Raw genomic sequence first — 26,919 nt, 5'->3', positions numbered from 1 at the left:
AAGCCCCGGAGCTTAACAAACGCCATCGACGCGGCCACCTACCCGGCCTGCCGCCGTACGCCTGCCCGAGGGTAGGTGCAACCTCCCCACGTCAGCCGATACGGGCGTTGGAGAGCTCAACACATCTGGCGCGCTCGCCGTGGGCAGGCAGAGCGGATGCGTGAGCCGCCTGTACCGGGGCGCGATGCCCAACCGCCTTTGGGACGCGGTGGAATCCGGTCATGAGCGCTTGCTTGCGACCATGCACACCGACCATCCCGACGGATCCTTGCAGCCAAGCCGTTGGGCAGCCGCTCTACAACTGATCCCTCCACACTGTCCAAGCGCATCATGCCCTGCTTGCAAACATGCGCACCGACCATCTCGACTGGTCCTTGTCCGCTCACCGTCGCGGGACCTTACGCGGCATGGATGCCGCGTAAGAGCCTACACGGACGTACTTGCGGCGTGTCCCGCGATGGTGGGCGGGCAAGGGCTCTGCAGCCAGGTCACAGACCCAACGCCTTGCTTCAGGCTGCACAGGTGAAGGATCAGAATGCAACCGGAATCAATGCGTCAAAGCGGGACCGGAGATGGTGACCATCTAGAACCAGCCAGCAATATCCGATGCAGCGAAACCGATCAAGGTGCTGGCGGATACAGCGGCGCCACGACCTCCGGCTCCGCAGCCGTGGCATGCCGCCAACGCGGGCCCTTGGCAAACGCCTCGCGCAATGCCGAACGTGCACTGGTCACGTCGCCATCGCCGCCCCAGCGGGCGCGCTGCATCTGCGCCACCGCCGCCCGCTGCGCCGGGTCGCTCAACGCTGCCAGCACGCTGTCGATGTCGGCAACGCCGGCCATGCCGCACAGCACCGCGGCCACGTCGTCCATGCCGCCGGTATCGAGCGCGCGTCGCAGCTCGGCCACACCGTGCGTCACACGCCGGCCGGGCGCAACTGCATCGCTGGCATTGATCACCGGCGCGCCGTGCGAACCGCCGCGACGCCGTAACAAGGCCCACACCAGGGTGGCAATCCACAGCAGCGCAAAGCCGATCGCCGCAGCGATCCAGCCCCATGGCCGTTGCGTGGCCGCAGCCTGCTGCAGGCTCAGCGTGCCGGCTGCAGCGGTGGGCGCAGCGTTATCCGGCGATGGACTGGCTGCAGGCGTTGGCGCAGGCGCCGCAAACGCGCCGCTGCCTGCCGCCACGTCCAGTGTGAGGTCCGGCAACGCCGCGGTCTTGGCTGACGCCGCGCCCACATCCCACCATGCCACCTGCAGGCCGGGCACCACCAGCGGGCCGGCGCGGTTGGGCACGATCGAATAACGGCGGGTCAGCCGCAGCTGCGGCGAACCATCCACGAAGCGTTCTTCGTATTGCGCCGGCTCGGCGAACACCTGCGCGTCGGGCACGCTCGGGGTCGGCAGTTCCGGGAACTGCGCCTGGGTGGCGCCGCGTGCGCTGGCCTCCACCACGAGCTGGGCCGCTTCACCGGCGGTGGCGCGCTGCGGCGTGCTCGTATACCGCAACTGCAGGCTGCGCAGCGGCAACCACGGCTGCGGCGCGTTGGCCGGTTGTGCGCGTACCTGCAGCGGGATGCTGGCACTACGCGCGCTCAGCTCGCCATTGCCACGACCGAAATAGTCGTCGAAGAAGCCGCCGACCGAGCGGCCATTGAAGCGCGCCGACGGCAACACCAGCCGGCCGCTGCGTTCGGGCACCAGCAGATAGCGCCGCTCGACCACGTTGTATTGACGGTTATTGAGTACCTTGACCGAACTGACGTCGTCGCCAATGCGCTGCAGCGATGCACCATCGGGCGCTTCCAGATCCAGCTCGCCGGACGCCAGTTGCGTGGCGAAATACAGCCGCACCACCACGCCCACACTTTGCTGCACATAGGGCTGCGGATCGTCCACCTGCGTCTGCACAAAGGCATCCTCGTTGCCTTGCGCCGCTGCAGCTGCGCCGGGCGCGCTACTGCCGGCATCGCTTGCCGACGCGCCCACCTGCAACCGCAACGGTTCGGTACGCTCGTTACCCACGCGGATCGCCGGCACGATCAGCTCGCCGCTCCTGCGCGGCGTCAGCACCACGCCGAACAGCGCGCGAACCGTCACCGACCCATTGGTCACCTGCATCTGCTGGTTGGCGCTCTTGGCCCCCAGCGCGAAATCGTTGCGCAACGGCGTGTAATCCGGATCGACACCGCGTTGATCGGTTTCGATATTCAGCATCACCACGTCGCCGGCATTGGCGCTGTCGCGATCCAGCCACGCGCGCGTGACGGCACCCACCGGTGCACAGGTGAGCAGCATCGCGCTGGTCAACATGCCGATCGCCGCGCGGCGCAAATGGTGTGTGCCGATCATCGTCCGTCCCGTTGCCTGCGTTCGTGTTCCAGCCTGAATTTGGTGCGCAGCAGACTGCCCGGGTCGTCCGGCACCCGCCGCAGCCAGGCATCCATCGCCTGGCGTTGCTCGCGTTGTTCCGGCGTTTCGTTCGCCGTTGCCGCGGCGGCCTGCTTGCCGTTTGCGTCGGCGCCCTTGTCGCCAGCCTGCGCCATCGCCTGCTGCATCTTTTGCCGCTGCGCGGCATCGGCCTGCTGCTGCGCCTTGGCATCGGCCGATTGCGGCGCTGCGTCCTGCCTGCTCTGCTCGCCCTGGCCGTTTTTGGACTGCTGGTTCTGCGAGGCTGCATCCTGCGGCGTCTGCGCAGACGGCTGATCCTTGCCGTCCTGTCTACCCTGCGAGTCCTGTTTGCCTTGCCCGTCCTGGCCAGGCTTTGGAGCGTTCTGCTTGTTCTGCCCGGACTGATTCTGGCCGGAGCCGTTCTGACCGGATTGCTTCTGGTCGTCGGACTGGCCCTTGCCGTCCTTGCCCTTGCCGTCCTTGTTGTTCTGCTGCTGACGCTTGCGCGCCGCCTCCACCGCCGCACGATTGGCGATGGCGTCGGGCTGATCCGGATGTTGCTTGAGCGCCCGGTCGTAAGCCGCAATCGCTTCGTCGTACCGGCCCTGCCTGGCCAGCGCGTTGCCGAGGTTGTACAGACCCTCATCGGTGGGCACATTTTCGAAGGCTTTTTGTGCCGCGGCGAAATCGCCCTTGCGATACGCCTGCACTCCGGCATCCAGGCGTTGCTGCTGCACCTGGTCGGCGCGTTGCCACAAGGTGCCATCGGCAGCATGCGCGGGTTGGGCCAGCGGCAACACGCACACCAATGCAAGTACCGCCACAACCGCACGCCGCCGGAACGCCAGCAGTGCCAACAGCATCACCGGCAGCAGCAGCCAGTAGCCCTCGTCCAGCCAGGTCTTGCCGCCGGTGGACTCGGCAGCTTCATCGGCCAGCGGCTGTTGCGCCGCGTCGAGCACGCCCAGCGCACGCAGGTCCGCATCGTCGGCGGTAATGCGCGCATAGCGACCACCGCCCTGCCCGGCAAGATCGCGCAGGCTGCCTTCATCCAGTTTTGTCTGCGCAATCTCACCGGTCGTGGTGCGATAGGCCGCGCCGCGCGTGCTCCCCACGCCGAGCGCGGACACGCTGAATCCACGCGAGCGCGCCAGCCGTGCGGAACTTCCGGCCGCACGATCGGCGCTGTCGCTGACCAGCAGGATGTCGCCTTGCTTGAAGCCCGCCTGCAGCAGCAACTGCGTGGCCGCGTCGATCGCCGCATCGGCGCGTTTGCCGTCCACCGGCATCACCGATGGCGACAACGCATCCAGGAACAACGCCACATTGGCGGTGTCTTCGGTCAACGGCGCAACGGTGAAACTCTCGCCCGCATAGACCAGCAATGCGACTTCGCCACCGGCCCGCTTGCGCAACAACGTGGCCAACTTGGCCCGCGCCTGCAGCAGACGCGATGGTGGCAGGTCGTTGGCGGTGATGCTGGAAGACAGATCCAGCGCAACCACCAGCGGCATGCTGGAGTGATACACCGGCCGCTCGGTCTGCCGCCAGCTCGGCCCGGTCATCGCCAGCACCGCCAGCGCATAGGTCAGCGCAGCCAGTACGAATCCCAGCCATCCCCGCCGACTGCCGGACACCAGCAAGGTCGGCAACAGATGCGCATCCACGCTTTGCCGCCACACGTCGGCAGCGCGTCGACGCAACTGCCACAGCACTGCCGCCGGCACGATCGCCAACAGCGCCCACAGCAGACCCGGGCGCAGCAAATGCAGCGACTGCAGCCAGCCTGCCAGTTCGGTCAGCGCGTTCATCGCCATCTCCGCGGCAACACATAGGCCAGCAGCGCAATCACGATGGCGGCACCCAACGGCCAGTAGTAGCGTTCCACGCGCGGCTGCACCGAGGGGCCGAGCGCCTTGACCGGCTCCAGCCGATCCAGCTCGGCATAGATGCCGGCCAGTTCTTCGGTATCGCGGGCACGGAAAAAGCGCCCACCGGTTTGCGCGGCAATCTTGCGCAAGCCGTCTTCGTCGATATCGTCGTTGCCCGTGGCCGGAATCGGCACGCCGAACAACGAATAGCCGCCATTGCCGCCGAAGGCGATCGTATGCACGCGCACGCCTTCGGCCTTGGCAAGCTCGGCGGCCTTGAGCGGATCGAGCACGCCTGCGGTGTTGACGCCGTCGGTGAGCAACACCACCACGCGCTGGCCCTGCTTCTGCTCGCGCAGCCGTTTGACCGACAACGCGATCGCATCGCCGATCGCCGTCTCGCGCCCGGCCAGTCCCACCACGCTGTCGGCCAACTGGTCGCGCACGGAGGTCAGGTCGGCGGTCAACGGCGTCAACGCGTAGGCGCGCTGGCCGAACACCAGCAAGCCGACCCGATCGCCTTCGCGACGATCCAGAAAGTCCGACAACACCGCCTTGGCGGCGGTCAGGCGATCCACCACATTGCCGCCGAGCACCATGTCCGGCTCGCTCATGCTGCCGGACAGATCCACCGCCAGCATCATCTGCCGCGCCTCGCGCGGCGGCTGGATCACATCGCCCAATTGTTGCGGGCGCGCGAGCGCCGCGCACAGGAAGAACCAGCCCAGCCAGGCGAGCCAGCGCGGCACCCGCAGTGCCGGCGCCCTGTTTGCCTGCGCAACCGCATGCAGTTGATCGGCGTAAGGCACGCGCAGCGCCGCGGTATCGGCGCGGCGCTGCGGCCAGAACCACATCAGCAACGGCAGCGGCATCAACCACCATGCCCACGGCCATGCGCAATGCGCCAGCGCATCCTGCCATTGCGACCACTGCAGCCAGTTCATCGCCGGCCTCGCATCAGACTCAGAAACCGCTGCCGCGCCAGCGCCTGCAGCGCATCCAGATCGGTCACCGCCGGCGCGCGTTGAAAACCGCCGTCCAGCAGCACGCGCCCCGGCCCCTGCGAAAAGGCCTGCGTCTTGCTCTTGCGCCCATCCAGAAACTGCAGCCATGCCTCGCCCTGCAGTCGGTCGGCCTGCGCATCCACGCTGCGTGCTGCGCGTCGCAGCAACCCCGACAACGCGGCCAGACGCTGCGCCGGGGTCGTCGCACGTTGCAGCTCGGCATCGAATGCCGCCAGCCAGCGCCGCTGCTGCTGACGACGGCGACGCCACCACCACCATGCGCTGCCAAGCACGACGACCACTGCGGCGATCACCAGCCACCAGCCCGGCGCCAGCGGCCACCACGGCGGCGACGGCGGCAGATGGACATCGCGCAACGGCAGCGATTGCGGCGACATCGTCATCGGCTCCGCACGGCGGCACTGCCGCCCACCCAGGCATCGCTGGCATCGTCGGTGGACAGGCGGTGCAAGCGCACGCCGCGCGCCTGCAGGACCGCGGTCAGTTGTTCCAGCGGTGCCACGAATTCGGCCTGCCAACGTGCACGTCCGGCCTGCGTGGACAGATCGATCACGATGCGTTCGCCGCGCACATCGAAGCTGAGTGCGCGGGCCGGTGGCGCCAGCTCCAGCGGGTCGACCAGCACGATCACCACCACCTCGTGATGCAAGGCCAGGCCCGACCAGCGCGTGGCAGAAATCCTGCTGGCGCTGCGGGCATCGGCCAGCACGGTCAACCGCGCACCCGGGCGCAGCAGCCGTGCGGCATGGTCCAGTGCCACCTCCAGGCCCGCATCGCCGGACGGCGGCTGCGCGTACCAGCGCGCCAACGCATCCAGTACCGGCAACACGCCACGCTGCCCGGACCGTGGTGCAACCGGCGCCTCGCTGGCGGTGCCGCGCAATGCCGCAATCCGGTCACCCTGCCGCTGCGCCAGCCATGCCGCCACGGCGCCGGCGCGTGCGGCCTGCACCGATTTGTAGCGCACCCGCGTACCGAAGAACAGCGCCGGCGAGGTATCGGCCACGATCAGGCTCAAGCGTTCGCGTTCGGCCTGGAACAATTTGGTGTGCGCGCGCCCGGTACGCGCAGTGACCCGCCAGTCGATATGCCGCGCATCGTCGCCGGCCACGTACTCGCGCGACTCGGCATATTCCATCCCGCGCCCACGCGTTGCCGCCGGCACCGGCCCGACCAGCCCATGGCGGCCACGCCCTGGCTGCCCGCGATGGGTCGTGCTGCCGCGCAGCGCGATCAGCTCCGCCAGCGTCGGCCGCAGTCCATCGCCGGCGATCGACGCCGGAGCGGTGACAGGGGAAGAAGACGGCATCGAAGACATCGGATTCTGGTCAGAGGACGGCATACCTCGGCGACACGCTACCCGATCAGGGCAGCGGAATCCGTTCCAGCAAGGCGGCGACCAGGCGCTCGCCATCCCAGCCTTCGGCAGTGGCCTCGTAGCTGGGCAGCACGCGATGACGCAGCACGTCCGGCGCGATTGCGCGGATATCGTCCGGGGTCACGTAGTCGCGCCCGGCCAGCCATGCCCGCGCACGTGCGCAGCGCTCCAGTGCGATCGACCCACGCGGGCTGGCGCCCCAGGCGATCCGCCGCGCCAATGCCGGGTCGTAACGCTGCGCATCGCGCGAGGCGAGCACGATTTCGATCAGATAGCGTTCCAGCTGCGGCGCCAGATGCACATCCAGCACCACACGGCGCGCGGCGAAGACATCCTCCAACGGGATCTTGTCGGGCACGGTCTCGTGCTTTTCCAGCGTATCGCGGGCCGCCTCACGGGCCAGGCGCAGGATCTCCGCCTCGGCATCGGCCTGCGGATAGCCGATGCGCACATGCATCAGGAAGCGATCCAGCTGCGCCTCGGGCAACGGGAACGTGCCTTCCTGTTCGATCGGGTTCTGCGTGGCCATCACCAGGAACAGCTGCGGCAGCGCATAGGTGTGCCGCCCGACCGTGACCTGGCGCTCGCCCATGGCTTCCAGCAGTGCCGACTGCACCTTGGCCGGCGCGCGATTGATCTCGTCGGCCAGCAGGATCGGATGGAAGATCGGCCCGGGCATGAACTCGAACCGGCTGTCCTGCGGCCGCCAGATCTCGGTGCCGGTCAGATCGGAGGGCAGCAAGTCAGGGGTGAACTGCACCCGCGCAAAATCCGCCTCCAGCCGCGAGGCCAGCGCGCGGATCGCGGTGGTCTTGGCCAGCCCGGGCGCACCCTCGACCAGCAGATGCCCGTCGGCCAGCAGGGCGATCAGCAACCGTTCGACCAGCGCGGACTGGCCCACGATACGCTGCGCCAGCGACTCGCGCAGCAGGGTGAATTGACGATGCAACCGGTCCTGGGCGGGCGCGGCAGCGGCTTCTGGGGGCGACAGCGGCGGTGCGTTCATAGGCCCAGTGTGACCGATTCGAATGTGATTGGTTCACTGCGAAGCGGGAAGATGTTCAGTGAGTGACCGGGTTCATGCCCTCCACGGCCGGCCCGTAGCGCGAGCGAGCATCCCCGGTGAACGTCGCAGGCAGGCCTGAGTGACAGACGTCTGGATGGATGAGGCGGGCACGCCACCTGGCACATACGACGTTTGCATGCGCATGAGCGCCCCTCGAGCAGACCTGCAAAAGAAGAAGGCCGCTTTCGCGGCCCCCTTTTCTCATGGGTTGCGCTTATTGCGCTGCGCTTGCCACCCGTAACACCTTCGGTGTGACGAAAACCAGCAACTCAGCCTTTTCCTTGCTGCGCCCACGTTTCTTGAACAGATTGCCCAGGAACGGGATGTCACCCAGGAACGGCACCTTCGACACGCTCTCACGGTCCGTGAATTCGTACACACCGCCGATCACCACCGTCTCGCCATCGGCCACCAACACTGCCGTATTGATTTCCCGGCGGTTGATTTCCGGCACGGTGCCGTACTGCGGCAGATCAATGAATCGGGCCACCTCGTCCTTCTTGACATTCATGTTGAGGAAGACACGGTTGTCGTTGGTGATCGTCGGCGTCACCTTGAGTTCGAGCAGAACTTCCTTGAACTGCACATTGGCCTGCGACCCGCCACCTGCAGCACCCGCGCCACTGATGGTCACGTAGCCGATTTCGCGGCCCTGCTTGATCACACCCTCACGCTGGTTGGCGGTCACGATACGCGGATTGGAAACGACTTCGCCGCGCCCTTCTTCCTGCATCGCCGACAGCTCGATATCCAGGTTGAAGTGGGAACCCAATAGGGTGTAGGCGAGACCTGCTGCGCCGCTGTTCGTGAAACCGCCAGCTCCAAGATCGACGTTCAGCCCCGACGGGAACAAGAAAGTTGGCAGCGTGCTACTCGTACCGTTGGGCGTAGCGGGCGTCCGGGTATTATTAAGCTCATTGTTACGTTGATTTAATGTATTGCTGTAATTGACATTACTCTCTAGCGAGCCACTCAATATACCCCGACTAGTTGCTCCGGAGACACCAAACCGCGCACCGAGGTCACGCGCGAACGTGTCGGTCGCGATCACGATGCGGCTTTCGATCAGCACCTGATCCACCGGCCGATCGATATGCGAAATCAGCTCGCGCATTTGCGCGACCTTCTTCGGAATATCGCTGATCATCAAGGTGTTGGTGCGCTCGTCGGCGACCAGGCGACCGCGAGGCGACAAAAATCCATTGTCCTGCTGGCCACCTTGTCCACCTTGACCGCCGCCCTGACCACCACCACCGCCACCAATCCCCTTGGCCTCCGTCAGCGCTTTGAAGATCACGGCCGCGTTGTGGTAGTTGATCTGCACGTAATCGGTGATCAGATCCTCGCGGTTTTCGATCGCGATGCGGGCGTCTTCCTTGTCCTGCTCGAACTTGGCCAACTCCGGCTGCGGGGCAACCCACACCACGCCGCCGTCGCGGCGCTTGTCCAGGCCCTTGGCGCGCAGCACGATGTCCAGCGCCTGGTCCCATGGCACGTTCATCAGGCGCAGCGTGACATTGCCCTGCACGGTATCGGAGGCGACGATATTGAGGTTGGATTCCTCGGCGATCAGCTGCAGCACGGTGCGTACCGGCACGTCCTGAAAGTTGAACGTCACCGGGCGGCCGCTGTAACCGCGCGCAGCGATCTGCGCGGCGGCCTGGGTGACGGCTGCGGCGCTGACGCCACCGACCGCAGGCTGGCCCTTGCGCGGAGTGATTTCAACTACGTACTCGTTGCCGGTCTGGTAGGCCAGCGAATCGAACGCCCCCTTGGTCGACAGCACCAGCTGCGACCCCGAGCCCGACGGCTTGACCTCGACGCGCTGCACCGGCGTTGCGAAGTCGGTGACGTTGAGCGGGCGCTGCAGTTCGGCAGGCAGGCGTGCGTTGCTGATGTCGACCAGCACGTTGTCGCCCTGCGTGCGCAGATCCGGGCTGGCGCCCTGGCCGTCGAACTGCAGGATCAGACGGCCAGCGCCATCCTCGCCACGTTTGAAATCGATCTTGGACACCGCCAGGCTCGCCGGGGCGGTCTTGGCCGGATCCTGCACAGGCTGCTTGAGTGCCGCCGCCGAGAACGCGCTACCGCTGGCCAGCGCCAGCGCGAACCCCATCGCGCAGGCCTGGACTACCGCGTGGCGTCGAACCGGACGCAGCCGCCGGGCATTGGAAAACGTCATCGTGCTATCCCCTATCACTTTATTGATCATCCAATGCGAGCGCGGCCGGCCGTTCAAGCCATCCGCCCGCACCGTCCGGCACAAGTTCAATCAGCTCGATGCGGTCTTCGTAGACCCCGGTGACCCGGCCATCGCTCTGTCCCAGATACACGCCCGGCCGCACCCGGTAGGTCACCTTGTCGGGTGCCATGACCAGCGCAACCAGGCCCGAGCCACCGCCAATGGTCCCCACCATGTCGAGGGCGTCGAGCGGATAGGCTTCCAGCGGCTCCTTGCGCCGGTTCGGATCCGGACGCGTGCCGTTGCCGCCCTCCGCGCTGACCCAGGCATCGCTGAACGGGTCGCGCATCGACTGCGCCGCGTATTCGAACGTCTCGAACTGCTGCATCACCGGCAATGGCTCCAGCGGCGGCGCCGGCCGTGCGCGCACTTCGGCGACCCAGGCTTCCAGGTTCGGCGCATCGCCCGGTGTGCTGGTCACCCCGCGCGTACATGCCGGCAATACAGCAATTAACGCCACGCAGGACAGGATCTTGAGCAGTTTCATGGTCATTGGCCGCCCTTCTTCGCAGCGTCGGCCGCGGCCTTCTCCTGCTCTGCCATTTCCTCATCGTCAAGATAACGATAGGTCTTGACCGTGCCGGACAGTTCCAGCGCCCCGCGCGGGGTGATGCCGGCCTTAGGGTCCCTCGGCTTGAGGTTGATGTCGTGCATGGTCAGGATCACCACGCGCGGCAACGACGCCACACCGCTGACGAAGGCACCGAACTGGTGATAACTACCCACCATGCGCAAGGCAATCGGCTTTTCGGCGTAGAACTCCTTCGGCGATTCCGGGCCCGGCTGGAACAACTCGTTGGACAGGCCGCTGGACAGCGCGGTCTGCGAGATGTCGATGATCAGATCCGGCATCTCGGTCTTGCTGGGCAGCTGCCGCAGCATCTGCTGCAGCACCTGTTCCATCTGCGCGAGCTGCTGCTTGAGCGGCTCCAGATTCACCGCGCGGCCCTGCTGGGTCTCGAACTCGGTGCGCAGCTGCGTTTCGGTGCCTTCCAGGCCTTCGAGTTCATCGCGCTTGCCGCTGATCAACAGGAACCAGGCCAGCACCATGATGAACAGGCCGACCACCACGCAGAACACGATGCGCGCCTGCTGCGGCCAGCCGCCGATGTTGTTGAAATCCAGATCGCTGAGCTTGAATGCTTTCTTACTCATGACGCCGCCCCCTCCTGCGGCCGATTGGCGGACGCCGGCGCTGGCTGCACGGGTGCAGCAGCAGCGGCCGGCGACGTGGCAGGCGCAGGTGCTGCAGGTGCCGCCGCTGGCGTGCCCGCCGGTGCCGTACCGGCCGGCGTCGCACCCGGCGCTTGCGCATCGACCGGTGCGGTGCCGTTCTTGTCGGCCTCGTTCGGGTTGGCCAGCTTGACCTTGAGCGTGAACACGTACGGCAGCGTCTTGGTGTCCATCGACGGTCCCGCGGGCTGCCCGGCCTTGTCCTGGCTCTTGGCCTCGATGATCGACAGGTCCGGATTGGTCATCCAGCCCGAGCCTTCCAGGTTGCGCATATAGGTACTGACGCGCGCGTTAGACTGCGAACGCCCTTCCAGGGTCAGGATGTCGCCGTCCTGCTTGATGTTGGTCAAGGCCACGCCATCGGGGATGGTGCGCACCAGCGAATCGAACAGATGCACCATCTGCGAGCGATTGGCCTGCAGTTCCTCGATCACCTTCTTGCGGGCGAGCAGGCGGTCCTTCTTCTTGTCGAGCTCCTTGATCTCTTCGTTCTGCGCCTTGACCTTGTCGATCTCGGCGGTCAGGAACGCGTTGCGCTCGGTCTGGCCGCTGATCTGCGCGTCGTAGTAGAACCAGATCAGGACCGACAACAGCACGCCGCCCAACGCGGCAAAGCCCAACATCGAATAGAACTCACGCTCGCGCGCCTTCCGGCGCTCGGCGCGCCAGGGCAAAAGATTGATTCTTGCCATCAGTCAAAGCTCCTCAGGGCCAGGCCGGTGGCGATCATCAATGCAGGTGCATCCAGCGCCAGCGCATGCGCCTGGACCTTCGGGCCCAGCGTCATCTGCGCGAGCGGGTTGGCGACCACGGTGGTCACGCCGAGCTGCTCCTCCACCATTTCCGGCAGCCGCGACAGCGCAGCGCAGCCGCCGGCCAGCACGATGCAGTCGACGCGATTGAATTCGCTGCCCGCGTAGAAGAACTGCAGCAAGCGGCTGATCTGCTGCACCGTCGCTTCCTTGAACGGCTCCAGCACTTCGACCTCGTAACTCTCCGGCAAACCGCCCTGACGTTTGGCCAGGCCAGCTTCTTCGTAGGTCAGCCCGTACCGGCGCATCACCTCGTCGGTGAGCTGCTTGCCGCCGAAGACCTGCTCGCGGCTATACAGGCTGCGACCGGAGCGCAGCACGCTCAGCGTGGTCATGGTCGCGCCGATGTCCACCAGCGCAACCACCGCATCGGCGGCCACCGGCAATTCGCTGGCGACCAGGGCGAAGGCGTTTTCGACCGCGAAGGCCTCCACGTCCATCACCTTGGCGGTCAGGCCACCGAGTTCCAGCGCGGACTGGCGCAGTTCCACATTCTCCGAGCGCGAGGCCGCCAGCAGCACCTGGACCATGTCCGGGCTGTTGGGCATCGGGCCGAGCACCTCGAAGTCGAGATTGACTTCCTCGATCGGGTACGGGATGTAATTGGTGGCTTCCAGTTCGACCTGGGCTTCCAGATCGCTGTCGTCCAGATCGGCCGGCATCGGAATCAGCTTGGTGATCACCGCCGACCCGGCCACCGCGGCTGCGGCGTTCTTGGCCTTGCTGCCGGAACGGTTGATGGCGCGCCGGATCGCTTCGCCGACCGCCTCGACTTCGACGATGTTCTTTTCCACGACCGCATTCGGCGGCAACGGTTCCACCGCGTAATGCTCCACGCGGAAACGGTTCCCGCTGCGCGACAGCTGCAAGAGCTTCACGGCAGTGGAACTGATATCGACACCAATCAGTGGCGATTGACTCTTGGGTAGAAGCCCCACGGAAACTCCCCTGCCGATGGGCACTTGGACGCTTGTCTGCGCCCTCGTATTAATAATTAAATTTTAACAGGTGACAAGCCCTTCACGCGCAAGGCAATGGCCCCGCGACGTGACCCCAGTGCTGTTTCCTGCGATCCCCAGAGTTCGGCCCCAGCCAAACCCGGCGTCATCTATACTCTGTGACCAAGAAATCTGCAATCGGAATCTCTCTTACATGCCCCGTATTCGCCGTTGGCTGGGCTGGATCCTGGCCGCGTTCGTGGTGCTCGCCCTGCTTGGCGCTATTGCTGCCGGCGGCCTGTATTACGCCATTTCCTCCAAGTTGCCGGACGTGCAGTCGCTCAAGCAGGTCGAGCTGCAGGAGCCGATGTACGTCTATTCCAGCGACGGCCGCCTGATGGCCGTCTATGGCGAGACCCGGCGCTACCCCATCCAGATGAAGGACGTGCCGCTGCGCCTGAAGCAGGCCTTTCTGGCGACCGAGGATGCGCGCTTCTACGAACATGGTGGCGTGGACTACAAGGGCATCGCCCGTGCGGTGTGGCTGCTGGCCAGCACCGACGCCAAACGTGTGCCGGGCGGTTCGACCATCACCCAGCAGGTGGCGCGGCAGTTCTTCCTCAGTTCCGAATACAGCTACACCCGCAAGCTCGCCGAGATCCTGCTGGCGCGCAAGATCGAGAGTGAGCTGAGCAAGGACGAGATCTTCGAGCTGTATCTCAACAAGAGCTTCTTCGGCAACCGCGCCTACGGCGTCGGTGCTGCGGCCGAGTACTACTACGGCAAGAAGATGAGCGAGTTGAGCCTGGACGAGATGGCCTCGCTGGCCGGCATCCCCAAGTTCCCGTCCAGCGGCAACCCGATCAGCAATCCGGAACGCGCGCAGGAGCGCCGCGATTACTACGTGCTGCAGCGCATGGCCGACCTGGGCTTCGTCAGCCAGGCCGAAGCCGACGCCGCCAAGGCGGTGCCGATGCACGCCAAGCCGCACGAACCGCCGGTCGAGGTCTACGCCCCGTACGTGGCCGAGCTGGTGCGCCAGGAAATGATCGCCAAGTACGGCGGCGATGTGCTCAACAAGGGTTACCATGTCACCACCACCATCGATGCCACGCTGCAGACCGGCGCCGATGCGGCGGTTGCCGAAGGCCTGCGCCTGTACGACCACCGGCATGGCTGGCATGGGGTGGAGCAGCATTTCGATGTCGCCGCCGATGCGGATGCAGCGGCGCTGGCCAAGCACCTGTCGGGCGTGTTCACCCAGGGCGGTCTGCGCGCGGTGATCGTGGCACGCAGCAATGCCGACGGCGGCGTGACCGTCGTGCAGAGCGACAAGACCGAGCTGACCCTGCCGGCCAGCGCCAGTCGCTGGACCAACAAGACGCCGGCCAAGCTGCTGACGCGCGGCGACCTGACCCGCATCCGCGCCGGCGAGAAGGACGGCGAGTGGATCATCGACCAGTTGCCGCGCGGCCAGGCCGCGCTGGTGTCGCTGGATGCCAACAGCGGCGCCCTGCGCGCGCTGGTCGGCGGTTTCAGCTTCGCCGGCAACAAGTTCAACCGTGCCACCCAGGCGCGCCGCCAGCCCGGCTCCAGCTTCAAGCCGTTCGTGTATGCGGCCGCGTTCGAGAAGGGCTTCAACCCGGCCTCGATCGTGCTCGATGCGCCGGTGGTGTTCCGCGACCGCCGCGGCAAGACCTGGTCGCCGCAGAACGACGGCGGTGGCTTCCGCGGCCCGATGCGCTTGCGCGAGGCACTGGTGCAATCGCGCAATCTGGTGTCGGTCCGCTTGCTGGACGCGATCAGCGTCGATTTTGCGCGCAAGTACATCAGCCAGTTCGGCTTCCAGGAAGCCGAACTGCCGCCCAACCTGTCGATGTCGCTAGGCACCGCCTCGCTGACGCCGTTGTCGGTGGCGCGTGGCTATGCGGTGTTCGCCAACGGCGGCTCGCGGGTGGAGACCTGGATCGTCGACGAGATCAAGGACCGCGACGGCAATGTCGTCTTCAAGGAGGTGCCGGCGGTGGCCTGCCGTACCTGCGCCTTGCAGGGCGGCAATGTCGCGCCGGTGAGCCAGGTGGTGGACGGCTTCAACTTCGGCGCCCCCGCGCTGCCCAAGTCGATCGAGCCGACCCCGGCGACCCCGGCCACGCCTGCGGAAACCGCCCCGGCAGCCACTGCCGAAACCAAGATCGCGCCGCGCGCCATCGACGAGCGTACCGCCTACCAGCTGGTCTCGATGATGCGCGACGTGGTCCAGCGCGGCACCGGCACTGCGGCCAAGGTGCTGGGGCGCGAGGACGTCGGCGGCAAGACCGGCTCGACCAACGATCACCGCGACGCCTGGTTCTCCGGCTTCGGCGGCCCCTACGCCACCACGGTGTGGGTGGGGCGCGACGACTTCCGTTCGCTTGGCTATCGCGAGTACGGCGGCAAGGCGGCACTGCCGATCTGGATCGACTACATGCGCGTGGCGCTGAAGGACAAGCCGATCGCCGCCAACGACCCGCCCGACGGCATGACCCAGGCCACCATCAATGGGGCGGTGGAATGGGTGAAGAACGAGGACCTGGATCGCCTGCAGGACTACGACTACGGCCTGCAGGAACAGCAGGACGAGAAGGCCTTCGATATCTTTTGAGGGCCGGGATTGGGGAATCGGAACGGCTTCGTCCGCCCGATTCCCCGATCAGGTTCGCGGAATCGACTGTCTCCAGTTCAGTAGAAGGGACCGGGCAATCACCATCGCGTGATTGCCCTTGCAGGGAGACACGGGGGCATTCGCCACCTCTTCATGCCGCTGTTGTAGAGTCGAACCAGGTTCATTAGGGGAGCCCGGTCATGCATCACGCGCGCGAACACGCCGATACGCGAACCCGAGAGCGTCGCCATCGCCTGGCGCACGAAGCGGCCCGGCTGATGGCCGAGGACGGCATCCGCGATTTTCATCAGGCCAAGCTCAAGGCGGCCAGCCGGCTGGGCATCCACGACGACGCATCGCTGCCGCGTAACCGCGAGATCGAAGATGCGTTGCGCGAGCACCAGCGCCTGTTCGCCGGGCCTGCGCACGGGCTGCGGCTGCGCCAACGTCGCGAGGCCGCATTGCGCGCGCTGGAGTTTCTTAGCCCGTTCCAGCCGCGCCTGGCCGGCCCGGTGCTCGATGGCACGGCCGACGCCAATGCGCCGGTGCAGCTGCAGCTGCACAGCGACGATGCCGACGCCGTGCAGCGCTTCCTGGAAGAACACCGCATTCCGGCCGAATCGCGCACGCGCCGGCTGCGCCTGGACCGCGAGCGCACGGCCGAGTTCCCGGTGTGGTTGTTCAGTGCCGAGGAACTGAGCTTCGACCTGACCGTGCTGCCGTACGATGCCTTACGCCAGGCGCCGTTATCGCAGCTGGACGAAAAACCGATGCAGCGCGCCTCGGCCGCCCAGCTGCGTCAACTGTTGGCAGAAGAGGATGGTGGCCACGCCCTGCCGCGCACGCGCTGAGCGCAGCGCGCCATGACGCGCGACCACCGACTACACCGCCAACCGGCAAAAGCAAACGCCCCGCAATGCGGGGCGTTCGTTCAAGCAGACAACCGCAGGCGCTTAGCGCTGGCCGGCGTCGGTGTAGTCGCGCTTGTCGTAGCCGGTGTAGATCTGGCGCGGACGGCCGATCTTCATTTCCGGGTCGACCTGCTGCTCCAGCCAATGCGACACCCAGCCGGCGGTGCGTGCGATGGCGAACATCACGGTGAACATTTCCACCGGGATGTTCAGCGCCTTGTAGATCAGGCCCGAGTAGAAGTCGACGTTCGGGTACAGCTTGCGCTGCACGAAGTAGTCGTCCTTCAGCGCGGCTTCTTCCAGCTTCAGCGCCACTTCCAGCAGCGGATCGTTGACGCCCAGTTCGCCCAGCACCTTGTGGGTCATCTCGCGGATGATCTTGGCGCGCGGGTCGAAGTTCTTGTAGACGCGGTGACCGAAACCCATCAGGCGGAACGAGGAGTTCTTGTCCTTGGCCTTGGCCACGGCGGACTCGACGTTGTCGGCGGTGCCGATCTCTTCCAGCATCTTCAGCACGGCTTCGTTGGCGCCACCGTGTGCCGGGCCCCACAGCGCGGTGATGCCCGCTGCGACCGAGGCGTACGGGTTGGCACCGGTCGAACCGACCAGGCGCACGGTCGAGGTCGAGGCGTTCTGCTCGTGATCGGCGTGCAGGATGAACAGCAGATCCAGCGCCTTGGCCACCACCGGATTGATCTCCAGCGGCTCGCTCGGCACTTCGAACATCATGTGCAGGAAACGGTCGACGTAGTTGAGGTTGTTGCGCGGGTAGCGGATCGGCCAGCCGATCGAATAGCGGTACGCGGCAGCCGCCAGGGTCGGCACCTTGGCGATCAGACGGATGGCGGCCTGGCGGCGCTGCTCCGGATCGTTGAGGTCCAGGGTGTCGTGATAGAACGCCGACAGCGAGGCGACCGAACCGGCCAGCATGGCCATCGGGTGGGCGTCATGCCGGAAGCCACCGAGGAAGTTCTTCAGCGACTCGTGCATCATCGTGTGATGCGTGACTTCGTGGTCGAACTTCTTGAATTCGTCCGCGGTCGGCAGCTCGCCGTTCATCAGCAGGTACGAGACTTCGAGGAAGCTGGACTTCTCGGCCAACTGTTCGATCGGGTAGCCGCGATACAGCAACACGCCGTTGTCGCCATCGATGTAGGTGATGGCCGACTTGCAGCTGGCGGTGGCGGTAAAGCCCGAGTCGTAGGTGAACAGACCGGTTTCTTTGGTCAGCTTTGAAATATCGACGCAATCATTGCCAAGCGTGGGCTTGAGAACCGGCAGAACGACCGACTTGTCGCCGGCGTTGAGCGTGACCTGATCAAGATCGGACACTGTGTACGCTCCTTCAGTGGAAGGCGCCTGTCACCAAATGGGCAGGCACGTGATGGAAGTCCAGGGCATCGCCCCGGATCACGTCATTATCGCACAGCACCATTTTGGCCGTCGCTTGGACAGAAGTCGTAGACGCCGCGACCTAAGGCGTGGAAACGACCTCGCCGCCGCCCCAAAAAACAACGGCCGCGCAATGCGCGGCCGTTGCTGGTACAGCCCGTCCTGCAAGCTCAGCGCGCGTAGCGCTTCTGGAACTTGTCGATCCGGCCGCCGGTGTCGATCACCTTGTGCTTGCCGGTATAGAACGGGTGCGAGGCCGAGGAGATATCCACCTTGATCAGCGGGTATTCCTGGCCGTCTTCCCACTTCACGGTCTCTTTCGAGCTCATGGTGGAACGGGTCAGAATCTTGAAATCGGACGTCACGTCGTGGAAGACGACGTCGTTGTAGCTGGGATGAACGTTATCTTTCATGGACTTGGCGCCGGGCTGCCTGGATAAGCCGAGCATTATAGCGGCCTCCAGACGCCCGGCGCAAGATTGCCCTAGCCTGCCGCCAACGCCGCCGCGACCAGGCCGAAGAATCGTTGGCGATCGTAGTCGAGCAGCAGCTTGGCGTTGTCGGGGTTGCCATCCCGGCGCTCCCAGTCCACCAGGGTCATGCCGCGGGTGTGGGTACCGGTCAGCTCGATCTGCACCGGCCGCTGTTCCAGCCGCTGCGCGCCCTCCGGATGCAGCGCGAACGCCATCGCCAGCGCGTCGGCGGCGTACCAGTGCTCGCCACGGCTGTCTTCGGACCACAGCCGGGTCTTGCGCGAGATTTCCTCGTAGAACCGCGCCTGCGCGGAGTCGGCCGCCAGCCATTGCTGGACATCGCGATGCAGCAGGCCGTGCGCGATGGTGGCTTCCCAGTCGGCCAGGTCGAACTGCGGAAAACCGCGGAACACCAGATGTGCCGCTTCCGGGTCGAAGCCGATGTTGAATTCGGCCGCGGCGGTGATGTTGCCGTGCCCGGTCAGCGCCCCGCCCATCACCACCAGCCGCGCCACGCGCTGCGGCAGGGTCGGATCCAGCGTCAGGGCCAGGGCCAGATTGGTCAGCGGACCGAGCGCGACCAGCAGCAGTTCGCCGGCGTATTCGTGCGACAGGCGCAGGATGGCCAGCGCGGCGTGCTCGGTCTCGGCAGTGCGCTTGGCCGGCGCCAGGCCGACATCGCCAAAGCCGTCGATGCCATGCACATGTGCCGCGTCCACCGAGGGATGCAGCAGCGGCTGCGGACAGCCCGCATAGACCGGCACATCGTCGCGCCCGGCAATCTCGCAGACTTTCAAGGCGTTGCGCACGGTGTGCTCCAGGCCCACGTTGCCGGCGGCGATGGTCAGCCCAACGACCTCATGCCGGGTGTCGTTGAAGGCCATCAGCAAGGCCAGCGCGTCGTCCACGCCCGGGTCGGTGTCGATCAGCAGCGGTATCTTTTTTGTCATGTGATTCGGGATTCGGGATTCGTTGCCGCATCTTCGCAAGGATCGGCGAGGCACGCGAATCGGTTACCCATGCAGATCGCAGCGACCTGGCTTTGACGAATCCCCAATCCCGAATCCCCAATCCCCGCCGCTCAAGCAGCGGCATACCGCACCGCGCTGCCGATCCAGCGCGCGACCACGCGGTCGGCAATGTCCGGCGCTTCGGCCAGCAGCCGCTCGGCGAGCACCTGCACGCGCGGCAGCAGCCCGGCGTCGCGGGTGAGACCGGCGATACGGAAACTGGCCAGGCCGGTCTGCCGCGTGCCCAGCAATTCGCCAGGACCGCGCAGCTCCAGATCCTTTTCTGCGATCACGAAGCCGTCGTTGGTCTGGCGCATGGTTTCCAGGCGTTGCCGCGCCATCATCGACAACGGGGCCTGATACAGCAGCACGCAGCTGGACGCGGCCGCGCCGCGACCGACCCGGCCGCGCAACTGATGCAACTGCGCCAGACCCAGCCGCTCGGCATTCTCGATGATCATCAGCGAGGCATTGGGCACGTCCACGCCGACCTCGATCACCGTGGTGGCGACCAGCAGATCGGTATGGCCCTGCTTGAAATCCAGCATCGCCTTCTGTTTTTCCGCCGCTTTCATGCGCCCGTGCACCAGCGCCACGCGCACGCCGGGCAATTGCGCGGACAGCGCGTCGAAGGTGGCCTCCGCCGCCTGGGCCTCGATCCTTGGCGGGCCACCGGGCGCGCCCTTGCCGGGCTCTTCGCTTTCTTCGATCAAGGTGCAGACCCAGTATGCCTGGCGCCCTTCGGCGCAGGCGGCGCGGATGCGCTCGACCAGGTCCGGCCGACGCTCGGCACTGAGCACGATGGTCTGCACCGGCGTGCGCCCGGGCGGCAGTTCGTCGATGGCCGAGACATCCAGATCCGCATAGGCGGACATCGCCAGGGTGCGCGGGATCGGCGTGGCGGTCATCACCAGCTGATGCGGCACGCTGCCGGCGGCCGCGCCCTTGTCGCGCAAGGCCAGGCGCTGGTGCACGCCGAAGCGGTGCTGCTCGTCGATGATGGCCAGCGCCAGATCGTGGAAGACCACCGCTTCCTGCATCAAGGCGTGCGTGCCGACCACCACCTGCGCCTGGCCGGAGGCCACCTCGGCCATCGCCGCGGCGCGCGCCTTGCCGGTGACCTTGCCGGCCAGCCAGACGATGCGCACGCCCAGCGGTTCCAGCCAGCCACGCAGATTGGTCAGGTGCTGCTCGGCCAGCAGTTCGGTCGGCGCGGCCAGTGCGACCTGCTTGCCCTGCTCCACCGCCAGCATCGCCGCCAATGCGGCGACCACGGTCTTGCCGCTGCCGACATCGCCCTGCACCAGCCTAAGCATCGGCGACGGTTTTGCCAGGTCGCGGGCAATCTGCGCGAACACGCGCTGCTGCGCACCGGTAAGCTGGAACGGCAATGCCGCGCGCAGTTGCCGCACCAGGGTGCCGTTGCCAGGCAGCAGCGGTGCGCGGAAGCGCTGCAAGGCGATGCGCTGGCGACGCAGGCTGAGCTGATGCGCCAGCAGTTCTTCGATCGCCAAACGCTGCTGGGCCGGATGCCCGCCTGCGAGCAGTTGCTGCGGGTCGGTGTTCACCGGCGGGCGATGCATGGTCAGCAGCGCGCTGCGCAGCGACGGTAGTTGTTCGTCCTGCAGCCAATGCGGCGGCAGCAATTCCAGCGCGGCCTCGGCCGGCAAGCGCTCCAGCGCCTGGCCGATGAGTTTGCGCAACGTGGCCGGGCCAACGCCTTCCAGCACCGGATAGACCGGATCCAGGCTGTCGCCCAGCCCGGCCTCCTCGCCCGGTGCCAGCACGCGGTAACTGGGGTGCACGATTTCCCAGCCGTTCTGTCCCGGCTTGGGCGTGCCGAACACCCGCAGCCGCGTGCCCGGTGCGAACTGCGCGACCTGGGCGGCGCGGAAATGGAAGAAGCGCAGCACCACGCTACCATGCGACGCGTCCGAGACCGCCACCCGCAACACCGGCCGGTAACGGAAGCCGCGCTCCACCGCATCCACACGCCCTTCGATCTGCGCCGGCACGCCGCTCTGCAACTGCGCGATCGTGGTCAGCCGGGTGCGGTCTTCGTAGCGCAACGGCAGATGCAGCCACAGATCCTGCAGCGTCAAGATGCCGCGCGCAGCGAACTTCTCGGCAACCTTGGGGCCGACGCCGGGCAGGCTGGCAAGCGAAGCCTGGCCTGCGACGGCCAGGCGTGGGGTGAGGGTCGCTGCGCGCGGCACGGCAGGGCGCTCGGATCAGCCGAGCTGGATCAGTCGAGCACCATCACCGCATCGACCTCGAAGCCGGCGCCCTTGGGCAGGCCGGAGACTTCGATGGTCGAACGCGCCGGGAACGGGGCCTGGAAATACTCCTGCATCACCGCGTTGACGGCGGCGAACTGGCCCAGATCGGTGAGGTACAGGCCCAGCCGCACGATCTTGTCGAGCGAGCCGCCGGCGGCTTCGGCCACCGCCTTGAGGTTGTCGAACGCGCGGCGTGCCTGCACGCCGACATCGCCCGGCACGATCTCGCCGGTGGCCGGATCCAGCGGGATCTGCCCGGAGAAATACACCGTGTTGCCGGCACGCACGGCCTGCGAATACGGGCCAATGGCGGCAGGCGCCTGGTCGGTATGGATGATCTGGGACATGGCGACTCCATCAACACTGAAAACGAACGCGCATTGTATCGGCGCCTGCCGTTGACGGGCGAATGGGGCGTGGGCGGTGACGGCGCGCAGGCGTTGGCCGCCGGCGTAGCGGCGTGTTGCCCGGTGGGCTGGGCATCTTGCAATGGGTTGGTGTCTGCCTGCGCGCGCGCGATGGCATTGGTGAGGCTGTGCGCGTGCGCCGCTGGAGGCCGCGCGACGGAGCACGAGGCTGCGCACGTCCCCTCATCCGCCCCTACGGGGCACCTTCTCCCGAGGGGAGAAGGAAACGGCGCGCCCCTCTTCTGCTGGAAGCTTGCCTCTTCTGCTGGAAACGCTGGCCCCTCTCCTGCGGAAGAGGCTTGGGGTGAGGGTCCGGGCGAAGCCACGCCAAGTGCGTTGCGCTGTGGTGCGGCAGCGCTGCGGCGCGCGATGCTCCGGGGGTGCGACCTGTGGCGCGGGGTCGTCACGACGCACGGGGGCGGTCACGACACCGAGAGACGTGCAGCGCCGCATCGTTCCTACCGACTCGGAAACATCGCCCCCTGCGTGGCGGCGCAACAGTCGTCCTGAGCACTGCGCCAGCTAGCGGCCCGCAACTGCGGAAAAAACCGGAGGACTAGGTGATCGGCGCCGGATTGAACAACGCCAGGTCGTTGTGCAGGCGATGCTGCTCGGTCCAGGTGCGTTGGCCGCTGGCCACGTCCAGGTAGCGCTGGAACAATTCCCAACCCAGTTCTTCCAGCGTCTTGGCGCCGGTGGCCACGCCGCCGGCGTCGATGTCCATCAGGTCGGACCAGCGCTGCGCCAGCTCGCTGCGGGTGGCGATCTTGATCACCGGCACCATGCCCAGGCCGTACGGGGTACCGCGCCCGGTGGTGAACACATGCAGGTTCATGCCGGCAGCCACCTGCAGCGTGCCGCAGACGAAATCGCTGGCCGGGGTGGCGCAGTACTGCAGCCCGCGCCCCTTGACCCGCTCGCCGGGCGGCACCACGCCGTTGATCGCCGAGGAGCCGGACTTGGCGATCGAGCCCATCGCCTTCTCCACGATGTTGGCCAGCCCGCCCTTCTTGTTGCCCGGGGTGGTGTTGGCGCTGCGGTCGGCCTGGCCGCGCGCCAGATAGGCGTCGTACCAGGCCATTTCGCGTACCAGCGCCCTGGCGACATCGGCATTGGCCGCGCGCGGCACCAGCAGATGGATGCCATCGCGTACTTCGGTATTTTCCGAGAACATCACCGTGGCGCCGGCACGCACCAGCAGGTCGGCGGCCACGCCCAGGCCCGGGTTGGCGGTGACGCCAGAGAATGCATCGCTGCCGCCGCATTGCATGCCGACCACCAGCTCGCTGGCTGGCACGGTTTCGCGGCGGCGCAGGTCCAGATGGCGCAGGCGGTCTTCGGCCATGGCCATGATCGAACCGACCATGTCGGCAAAGCCCAGGCTGGCTTCCTGCAGGCGGTAGACGCCGCTGTCGTCGGCGCTGGCATCGTCCGGCAGCAGGCGCTCGGGCGCGAGTTTCTCGCAGCCCAGGCCCACGATCAGCGCCTGCCCGCCGAAGTTGGGGCTGCGCGCGATATTGCGCAGCGTGCGGATGGGGATGATGGCCTCCGGCGCGGTGATCGCCACGCCGCAACCGTAGACGTGATTGATCGCCACCACATCGTCGACATTGGGATACCTGGGCAGCAGCTCGGTGCGGATGCGCTCCACCGCGTGGCCGAGCACGCCGACCACGCACTGCACGCTGGTCATGATGCCCAGGATGTTGCGCGTGCCGACACTGCCATCACGGTTGCGGTAGCCCTGGAAGGTGTAGCCATCCAAGGGCTCGGGTGCGGGCGCCGGCTGCAGCGACAGATCCAGTGTGGCCAGTTCGGGCGCTTCGGGCATCGCCAGCAGTTGTTCGCTGACCCAGGCGCCGCGTGCGATGCCGGCGTTGGCGGTGCCGATCACCGCGCCCAGGCGGATCACCGGCGCGCCGGCGGGCAACTCCACCAGCGCCATCTTGTGCCCCTGCGGAATATGCTCGATGGCAGTCACCCCATCCGGGAAACCGGCACCGGCGGGCGCACCGCCATCGTTGACGACAATGGCGACGTTGTCGCGCGCATGGGCGCGGATGCTGAGCCAGGGCATGGCGTGCGGGGTTGCGGACATCAGGGGGTCACCTTGCAGAACATGGGGATGGAATGCATTACCGGCCGGGGCTGTCGAACTGACGCCGGTACTGCAGGATCAAGCGGTTTTCATCGACATTGCGCTGGTAATTGGAGCGGAAGGTGCCGTTGAACCAGATCAGGCTCAGATGCTTGAAGCGCTCGCTCTGGAATTGGTAGGTGGTCAAGACATCGCGGGCCCACTCGCGACCTCCGCCGGCAGAGGTGGCCGGGCGCGCCTTGTCGCCGCTGATGTAGCGCGCCATGACGCTGAGGCCGGGAATGCCGATGCTCTCGCCATCGATGCCGTAACGCAGCTGCCAGCTGCGTTCGCCGCGTTCGAGAAAGTCGTTGATGAAGGTCCAGTTGAAGACGTTGCCGTCGGTACCGCCCGGCCAGGGCATGGCGCTGGGGCCGGACAGGCGTTGATAGCCGGCGCCGAATTCGTGCCCGCCCGTGCGCCAGGACACCATGCTGCTGAACATGCGGTTGTCGATCGGGCCGGCGCGCGACTGGCCGACGTCGTCGGTGCGGAAATAACGCAGGTCCACGCGCAGGCGATCCTTGCCGAACATGTGGGTCTGGATCAGGTTGTAGAGCTGCTGGCGGTAGATGTCTTCCATCACGGCACCCTGGTAGCGCAGCTGGGTGCTCGGGTCCAGCGTGTAGGTCGCCGACACCAGATTGAACGCATCCGAATCCGGCGTGCCTAAGAAGCGACGGTTCTTGTTGGTCAGGGTGATCGGCACGCGCGAATCGCCGTCGCGGTACCAGGCGCTGGTGAAGCGTGCGAGCAGCAGGTCGAGCTTGGGCACATCCTTGGATTCCAGGGTCACGCCCTGAAACGTCTCCGGCATGATGCGGGTGATGCTGGCGCGCACCAGCGGTTCGTTGGGAATGAAGCTGCCCCATTTCAGTTCGGTTTGCCAGGCGCGCAGCTTGAGCGTGGGCGCCACCCGCACCAATGCATGCCGCGCGCTGCCGTCGTCGTTGTTGGGAAGCAGGCCGGTGCCGCCTTCGGCGCGCACGCCATCGAGTTTGAAGTCGCCGATGCCGAGCAGATCCAGTCCGGCACCCACCGGCCCGGCGGTGTAGCCGCTCTTGGCATCCACCACGAAGCCCTGCGCCCATTCGGCCCGCTTGCCCTGCCCTTCGCCACTGCGGAAGTCGCGGTTGTAATAGAAGTTCAGTGCAGTGATCTCGGCCGTAGCGCCATTCCAGAACCCCTCATCGGGTTGTTGCGCACGCGCACGCCCGGCCGCGCCGACCGCCAGCAGCGCGGCGCCGCTGATTGCCATCATGCTTTTCATTGCTCGGTTCTCCACCTGTGGCGAACGCGCGGTCATGCCCTGCCGCCGGGGCTCCGGCAGCAGGTATCGGGACGCTTCAACGCACCAGGCACGGCCGCTTGTTGTCGAAGGTCCAGTTGGGGATCAAGGCCTGCATCGCGGCGGCATCGTCGCGTGCGCCCAGGCTCAGACCTTGATAGGTGCGATGCGCCGCTTCCAGCGCGTCCATGTCCAGCTCCACGCCCAGGCCGGGCTTGGCCGGCACCGTTATCTGGCCGCCGGCGATCTGCAACGGGTTGCGGGTCAGACGTTGGCCGTCCTGCCAGATCCAGTGCGTATCGATCGCCGTCACCTGTCCCGGCGCTGCGGCGGCCACATGGGTGAACATCGCCAGCGAAATGTCGAAGTGGTTGTTGGAATGCGAGCCCCAGGTCAGGCCCCAGTCGCGGCACAGTTGCGCCACCCGCACCGAGCCCTGCAGCGTCCAGAAATGCGGGTCGGCCAGCGGGATGTCCACCGACTGCAACTGGATGGCATGGCCCATCTGGCGCCAGTCGGTGGCGATCATGTTGGTGGCAGTGGGCAGGCCGGTGGCGCGACGAAATTCGGCCATGACCTCGCGGCCGGAATAGCCCTGCTCGGCCCCGCACGGGTCCTCGGCGTAGGCCATCACGCCATGCATGTCGCGGCACAGCGCAATGGCCTCCTGCAGCGACCACGCACCATTGGGGTCGAGGGTGATGCGCGCCTGCGGAAAGCGTGCATGCAGCGCGTGGATCGCCTCGATCTCGTCTTCGCCGCGCAGCACGCCGCCCTTGAGCTTGAAATCGCGAAAGCCGTATTTTTCGTACGCCGCTTCGGCCAGTCGCACCACCGCCGCCGGGGTCAAGGCTTCCTGGTCGCGCACCGCTTCCCAGGCATCGCCTGCAGCGCTGCCATCGCGGTAATCGAGCCCGGTCTTGCGGCGGTCACCGATGAAGAACAGATAGCCCAGCACGTCCACCGCATCGCGCTGCTGGCCTTCGCCGAGCAGCGCGGCGACCGGTTGATCGAGAAATTGCCCCAGCAGATCCAGCAACGCCGCTTCGATGGCGGTCACCGCATGGATGGTAATGCGCAGATCGAAGGTCTGCAGGCCGCGTCCGGCGCTGTCGCGGTCGGCGAAGGCGGTGCGCACCTGATTGAGGATGCGCTGGTAGTCGGCGATCGAACGGTCGCGGATCAGCGCGGCCGCCTCGTTCAACAGGCCAGCGATGGCCTCGCCGCCGGGCACCTCGCCCACGCCGGTGCGCCCGGACGAATCGCGCAGCACCACCACATTGCGAGTGAAGTACGGCGCGTGTGCGCCGCTGAGGTTGAGCAGCATGCTGTCCTGGCCGGCCACCGGCACCACGCGCACGTCGGTAATGCGCGGCATGGCGCCGATGCGTGCAGCAGACGTATGGATGTTCATCAGGAATC

At 66.4% G+C, this 26,919-nt stretch carries 21 protein-coding genes; 2 read left to right on the top strand and 19 right to left on the bottom strand.

Annotated elements, in window-relative coordinates; genetic code table 11:
• Positions 1 to 621: 621 nt before the first annotated feature.
• The 11 genes from XarbCFBP7408_RS03350 to XarbCFBP7408_RS03300 form a co-directional block, all read right to left on the bottom strand.
• Positions 622 to 2,355: a BatD family protein gene (locus XarbCFBP7408_RS03350; protein ID WP_104561368.1), complete on the bottom strand. Its 1,734-nt coding sequence runs from the start codon at positions 2,353 to 2,355 to the stop codon at positions 622 to 624.
• Complete coding sequence (locus tag XarbCFBP7408_RS03345; RefSeq protein WP_181106176.1) at positions 2,352 to 4,205, bottom strand: tetratricopeptide repeat protein; 1,854 nt, start codon at positions 4,203 to 4,205, stop codon at positions 2,352 to 2,354. The genes XarbCFBP7408_RS03350 and XarbCFBP7408_RS03345 overlap by 4 nt, the downstream gene beginning before the upstream one ends.
• Positions 4,202 to 5,209 (bottom strand): vWA domain-containing protein, encoded by a 1,008-nt coding sequence (locus XarbCFBP7408_RS03340; RefSeq protein WP_104561364.1) that lies wholly within the window; start codon positions 5,207 to 5,209, stop codon positions 4,202 to 4,204. The genes XarbCFBP7408_RS03345 and XarbCFBP7408_RS03340 overlap by 4 nt, the downstream gene beginning before the upstream one ends.
• On the bottom strand, positions 5,206 to 5,667 hold the full coding sequence (locus XarbCFBP7408_RS03335; RefSeq protein WP_104561390.1) for a DUF4381 domain-containing protein: 462 nt from the start codon (positions 5,665 to 5,667) through the stop codon (positions 5,206 to 5,208). The genes XarbCFBP7408_RS03340 and XarbCFBP7408_RS03335 overlap by 4 nt, the downstream gene beginning before the upstream one ends.
• Positions 5,668 to 5,669: 2 nt before the next feature.
• A complete protein-coding gene (locus XarbCFBP7408_RS03330; protein ID WP_181106174.1) occupies positions 5,670 to 6,632 on the bottom strand; it encodes a DUF58 domain-containing protein in 963 nt (320 codons plus the stop codon).
• 22 nt (positions 6,633 to 6,654) lie between these two features.
• Positions 6,655 to 7,674 carry an AAA family ATPase gene (locus XarbCFBP7408_RS03325; protein WP_104561360.1) on the bottom strand — a complete coding sequence of 340 codons (1,020 nt, stop codon included), beginning with the start codon at positions 7,672 to 7,674 and terminating at the stop codon, positions 6,655 to 6,657.
• A gap of 274 nt (positions 7,675 to 7,948) precedes the next feature.
• Positions 7,949 to 9,916 (bottom strand): type IV pilus secretin PilQ, encoded by a 1,968-nt coding sequence (locus XarbCFBP7408_RS03320; protein WP_104561358.1) that lies wholly within the window; start codon positions 9,914 to 9,916, stop codon positions 7,949 to 7,951.
• A gap of 19 nt (positions 9,917 to 9,935) precedes the next feature.
• Positions 9,936 to 10,469: a pilus assembly protein PilP gene (locus tag XarbCFBP7408_RS03315; protein WP_024938133.1), complete on the bottom strand. Its 534-nt coding sequence runs from the start codon at positions 10,467 to 10,469 to the stop codon at positions 9,936 to 9,938.
• Positions 10,466 to 11,131, bottom strand: coding sequence for a type 4a pilus biogenesis protein PilO (locus XarbCFBP7408_RS03310; protein WP_024938132.1), 666 nt, complete (start codon positions 11,129 to 11,131; stop codon positions 10,466 to 10,468). Before XarbCFBP7408_RS03310 ends, XarbCFBP7408_RS03315 begins: the two co-directional genes overlap by 4 nt.
• A complete protein-coding gene (locus tag XarbCFBP7408_RS03305; protein WP_104561356.1) occupies positions 11,128 to 11,901 on the bottom strand; it encodes a PilN domain-containing protein in 774 nt (257 codons plus the stop codon). Before XarbCFBP7408_RS03305 ends, XarbCFBP7408_RS03310 begins: the two co-directional genes overlap by 4 nt.
• On the bottom strand, positions 11,901 to 12,959 hold the full coding sequence (locus tag XarbCFBP7408_RS03300) for a pilus assembly protein PilM (RefSeq protein ID WP_039423791.1): 1,059 nt from the start codon (positions 12,957 to 12,959) through the stop codon (positions 11,901 to 11,903). The genes XarbCFBP7408_RS03305 and XarbCFBP7408_RS03300 overlap by 1 nt, the downstream gene beginning before the upstream one ends.
• 118 nt (positions 12,960 to 13,077) lie before the next feature.
• Here XarbCFBP7408_RS03300 and XarbCFBP7408_RS03295 point away from each other — a divergent pair, with 118 nt between their 5' ends.
• Positions 13,078 to 15,600: a penicillin-binding protein 1A gene (locus XarbCFBP7408_RS03295; RefSeq protein ID WP_104561354.1), complete on the top strand. Its 2,523-nt coding sequence runs from the start codon at positions 13,078 to 13,080 to the stop codon at positions 15,598 to 15,600.
• Between the two features lie 200 nt (positions 15,601 to 15,800).
• Positions 15,801 to 16,451 (top strand): hypothetical protein, encoded by a 651-nt coding sequence (locus XarbCFBP7408_RS03290; RefSeq protein ID WP_104561352.1) that lies wholly within the window; start codon positions 15,801 to 15,803, stop codon positions 16,449 to 16,451.
• A 102-nt stretch (positions 16,452 to 16,553) separates the two neighbouring features.
• Here XarbCFBP7408_RS03290 and XarbCFBP7408_RS03285 read toward each other — a convergent pair whose 3' ends face one another.
• From XarbCFBP7408_RS03285 to gudD, 8 genes are all read right to left on the bottom strand, one after another.
• The gene (locus XarbCFBP7408_RS03285; protein ID WP_024938127.1) at positions 16,554 to 17,843 is read right to left on the bottom strand and encodes a citrate synthase; all 1,290 of its coding nucleotides are present in this window, start codon (positions 17,841 to 17,843) and stop codon (positions 16,554 to 16,556) included.
• A gap of 230 nt (positions 17,844 to 18,073) precedes the next feature.
• Positions 18,074 to 18,316 (bottom strand): type B 50S ribosomal protein L31, encoded by a 243-nt coding sequence (locus tag XarbCFBP7408_RS03280; RefSeq protein WP_024938126.1) that lies wholly within the window; start codon positions 18,314 to 18,316, stop codon positions 18,074 to 18,076.
• Between the two features lie 71 nt (positions 18,317 to 18,387).
• Entirely contained in the window at positions 18,388 to 19,326 is a 939-nt protein-coding gene (locus XarbCFBP7408_RS03275; RefSeq protein WP_104561350.1) for a nucleoside hydrolase, read from the bottom strand.
• Positions 19,327 to 19,457: 131 nt separating this feature from the next.
• Positions 19,458 to 21,602 carry an ATP-dependent DNA helicase RecG gene (gene recG / locus XarbCFBP7408_RS03270; RefSeq protein ID WP_104561348.1) on the bottom strand — a complete coding sequence of 715 codons (2,145 nt, stop codon included), beginning with the start codon at positions 21,600 to 21,602 and terminating at the stop codon, positions 19,458 to 19,460.
• A gap of 29 nt (positions 21,603 to 21,631) precedes the next feature.
• Positions 21,632 to 22,012 (bottom strand): RidA family protein, encoded by a 381-nt coding sequence (locus tag XarbCFBP7408_RS03265; protein ID WP_024938123.1) that lies wholly within the window; start codon positions 22,010 to 22,012, stop codon positions 21,632 to 21,634.
• A gap of 616 nt (positions 22,013 to 22,628) precedes the next feature.
• Entirely contained in the window at positions 22,629 to 24,170 is a 1,542-nt protein-coding gene (gene garD / locus XarbCFBP7408_RS03260) for a galactarate dehydratase (protein WP_104561346.1), read from the bottom strand.
• A gap of 37 nt (positions 24,171 to 24,207) precedes the next feature.
• Complete coding sequence (locus XarbCFBP7408_RS03255; protein WP_104561344.1) at positions 24,208 to 25,479, bottom strand: OprD family porin; 1,272 nt, start codon at positions 25,477 to 25,479, stop codon at positions 24,208 to 24,210.
• A gap of 76 nt (positions 25,480 to 25,555) precedes the next feature.
• Positions 25,556 to 26,911, bottom strand: coding sequence for a glucarate dehydratase (gene gudD, locus XarbCFBP7408_RS03250; RefSeq protein ID WP_104561343.1), 1,356 nt, complete (start codon positions 26,909 to 26,911; stop codon positions 25,556 to 25,558).
• Positions 26,912 to 26,919: the final 8 nt, after the last annotated feature.

Origin of the sequence: Xanthomonas arboricola pv. guizotiae, assembly GCF_002940205.1 — a bacterium.
GTDB classification, from domain to species: domain Bacteria; phylum Pseudomonadota; class Gammaproteobacteria; order Xanthomonadales; family Xanthomonadaceae; genus Xanthomonas; species Xanthomonas arboricola_C.
The sequence above is the reverse complement of the archived record's forward strand: the minus strand, read 5'-3'. Positions and strand labels throughout refer to the sequence as shown.

Coding starts and splice junctions, on each gene's coding strand:
- XarbCFBP7408_RS03350 (WP_104561368.1), bottom strand. CDS start 2,355: ATGATCGGCACACACCATTTGCGCCGCGCGGCGATCGGCATGTTGACC.
- XarbCFBP7408_RS03345 (WP_181106176.1), bottom strand. CDS start 4,205: ATGAACGCGCTGACCGAACTGGCAGGCTGGCTGCAGTCGCTGCATTTG.
- XarbCFBP7408_RS03340 (WP_104561364.1), bottom strand. CDS start 5,209: ATGAACTGGCTGCAGTGGTCGCAATGGCAGGATGCGCTGGCGCATTGC.
- XarbCFBP7408_RS03335 (WP_104561390.1), bottom strand. CDS start 5,667: ATGTCGCCGCAATCGCTGCCGTTGCGCGATGTCCATCTGCCGCCGTCG.
- XarbCFBP7408_RS03330 (WP_181106174.1), bottom strand. CDS start 6,632: ATGCCGTCCTCTGACCAGAATCCGATGTCTTCGATGCCGTCTTCTTCC.
- XarbCFBP7408_RS03325 (WP_104561360.1), bottom strand. CDS start 7,674: ATGAACGCACCGCCGCTGTCGCCCCCAGAAGCCGCTGCCGCGCCCGCC.
- XarbCFBP7408_RS03320 (WP_104561358.1), bottom strand. CDS start 9,916: ATGACGTTTTCCAATGCCCGGCGGCTGCGTCCGGTTCGACGCCACGCG.
- XarbCFBP7408_RS03315 (WP_024938133.1), bottom strand. CDS start 10,469: ATGACCATGAAACTGCTCAAGATCCTGTCCTGCGTGGCGTTAATTGCT.
- XarbCFBP7408_RS03310 (WP_024938132.1), bottom strand. CDS start 11,131: ATGAGTAAGAAAGCATTCAAGCTCAGCGATCTGGATTTCAACAACATC.
- XarbCFBP7408_RS03305 (WP_104561356.1), bottom strand. CDS start 11,901: ATGGCAAGAATCAATCTTTTGCCCTGGCGCGCCGAGCGCCGGAAGGCG.
- XarbCFBP7408_RS03290 (WP_104561352.1), top strand. CDS start 15,801: ATGCATCACGCGCGCGAACACGCCGATACGCGAACCCGAGAGCGTCGC.
- XarbCFBP7408_RS03280 (WP_024938126.1), bottom strand. CDS start 18,316: ATGAAAGATAACGTTCATCCCAGCTACAACGACGTCGTCTTCCACGAC.
- XarbCFBP7408_RS03275 (WP_104561350.1), bottom strand. CDS start 19,326: ATGACAAAAAAGATACCGCTGCTGATCGACACCGACCCGGGCGTGGAC.
- XarbCFBP7408_RS03265 (WP_024938123.1), bottom strand. CDS start 22,012: ATGTCCCAGATCATCCATACCGACCAGGCGCCTGCCGCCATTGGCCCG.
- garD (WP_104561346.1), bottom strand. CDS start 24,170: ATGTCCGCAACCCCGCACGCCATGCCCTGGCTCAGCATCCGCGCCCAT.
- XarbCFBP7408_RS03255 (WP_104561344.1), bottom strand. CDS start 25,479: ATGAAAAGCATGATGGCAATCAGCGGCGCCGCGCTGCTGGCGGTCGGC.
- gudD (WP_104561343.1), bottom strand. CDS start 26,911: ATGAACATCCATACGTCTGCTGCACGCATCGGCGCCATGCCGCGCATT.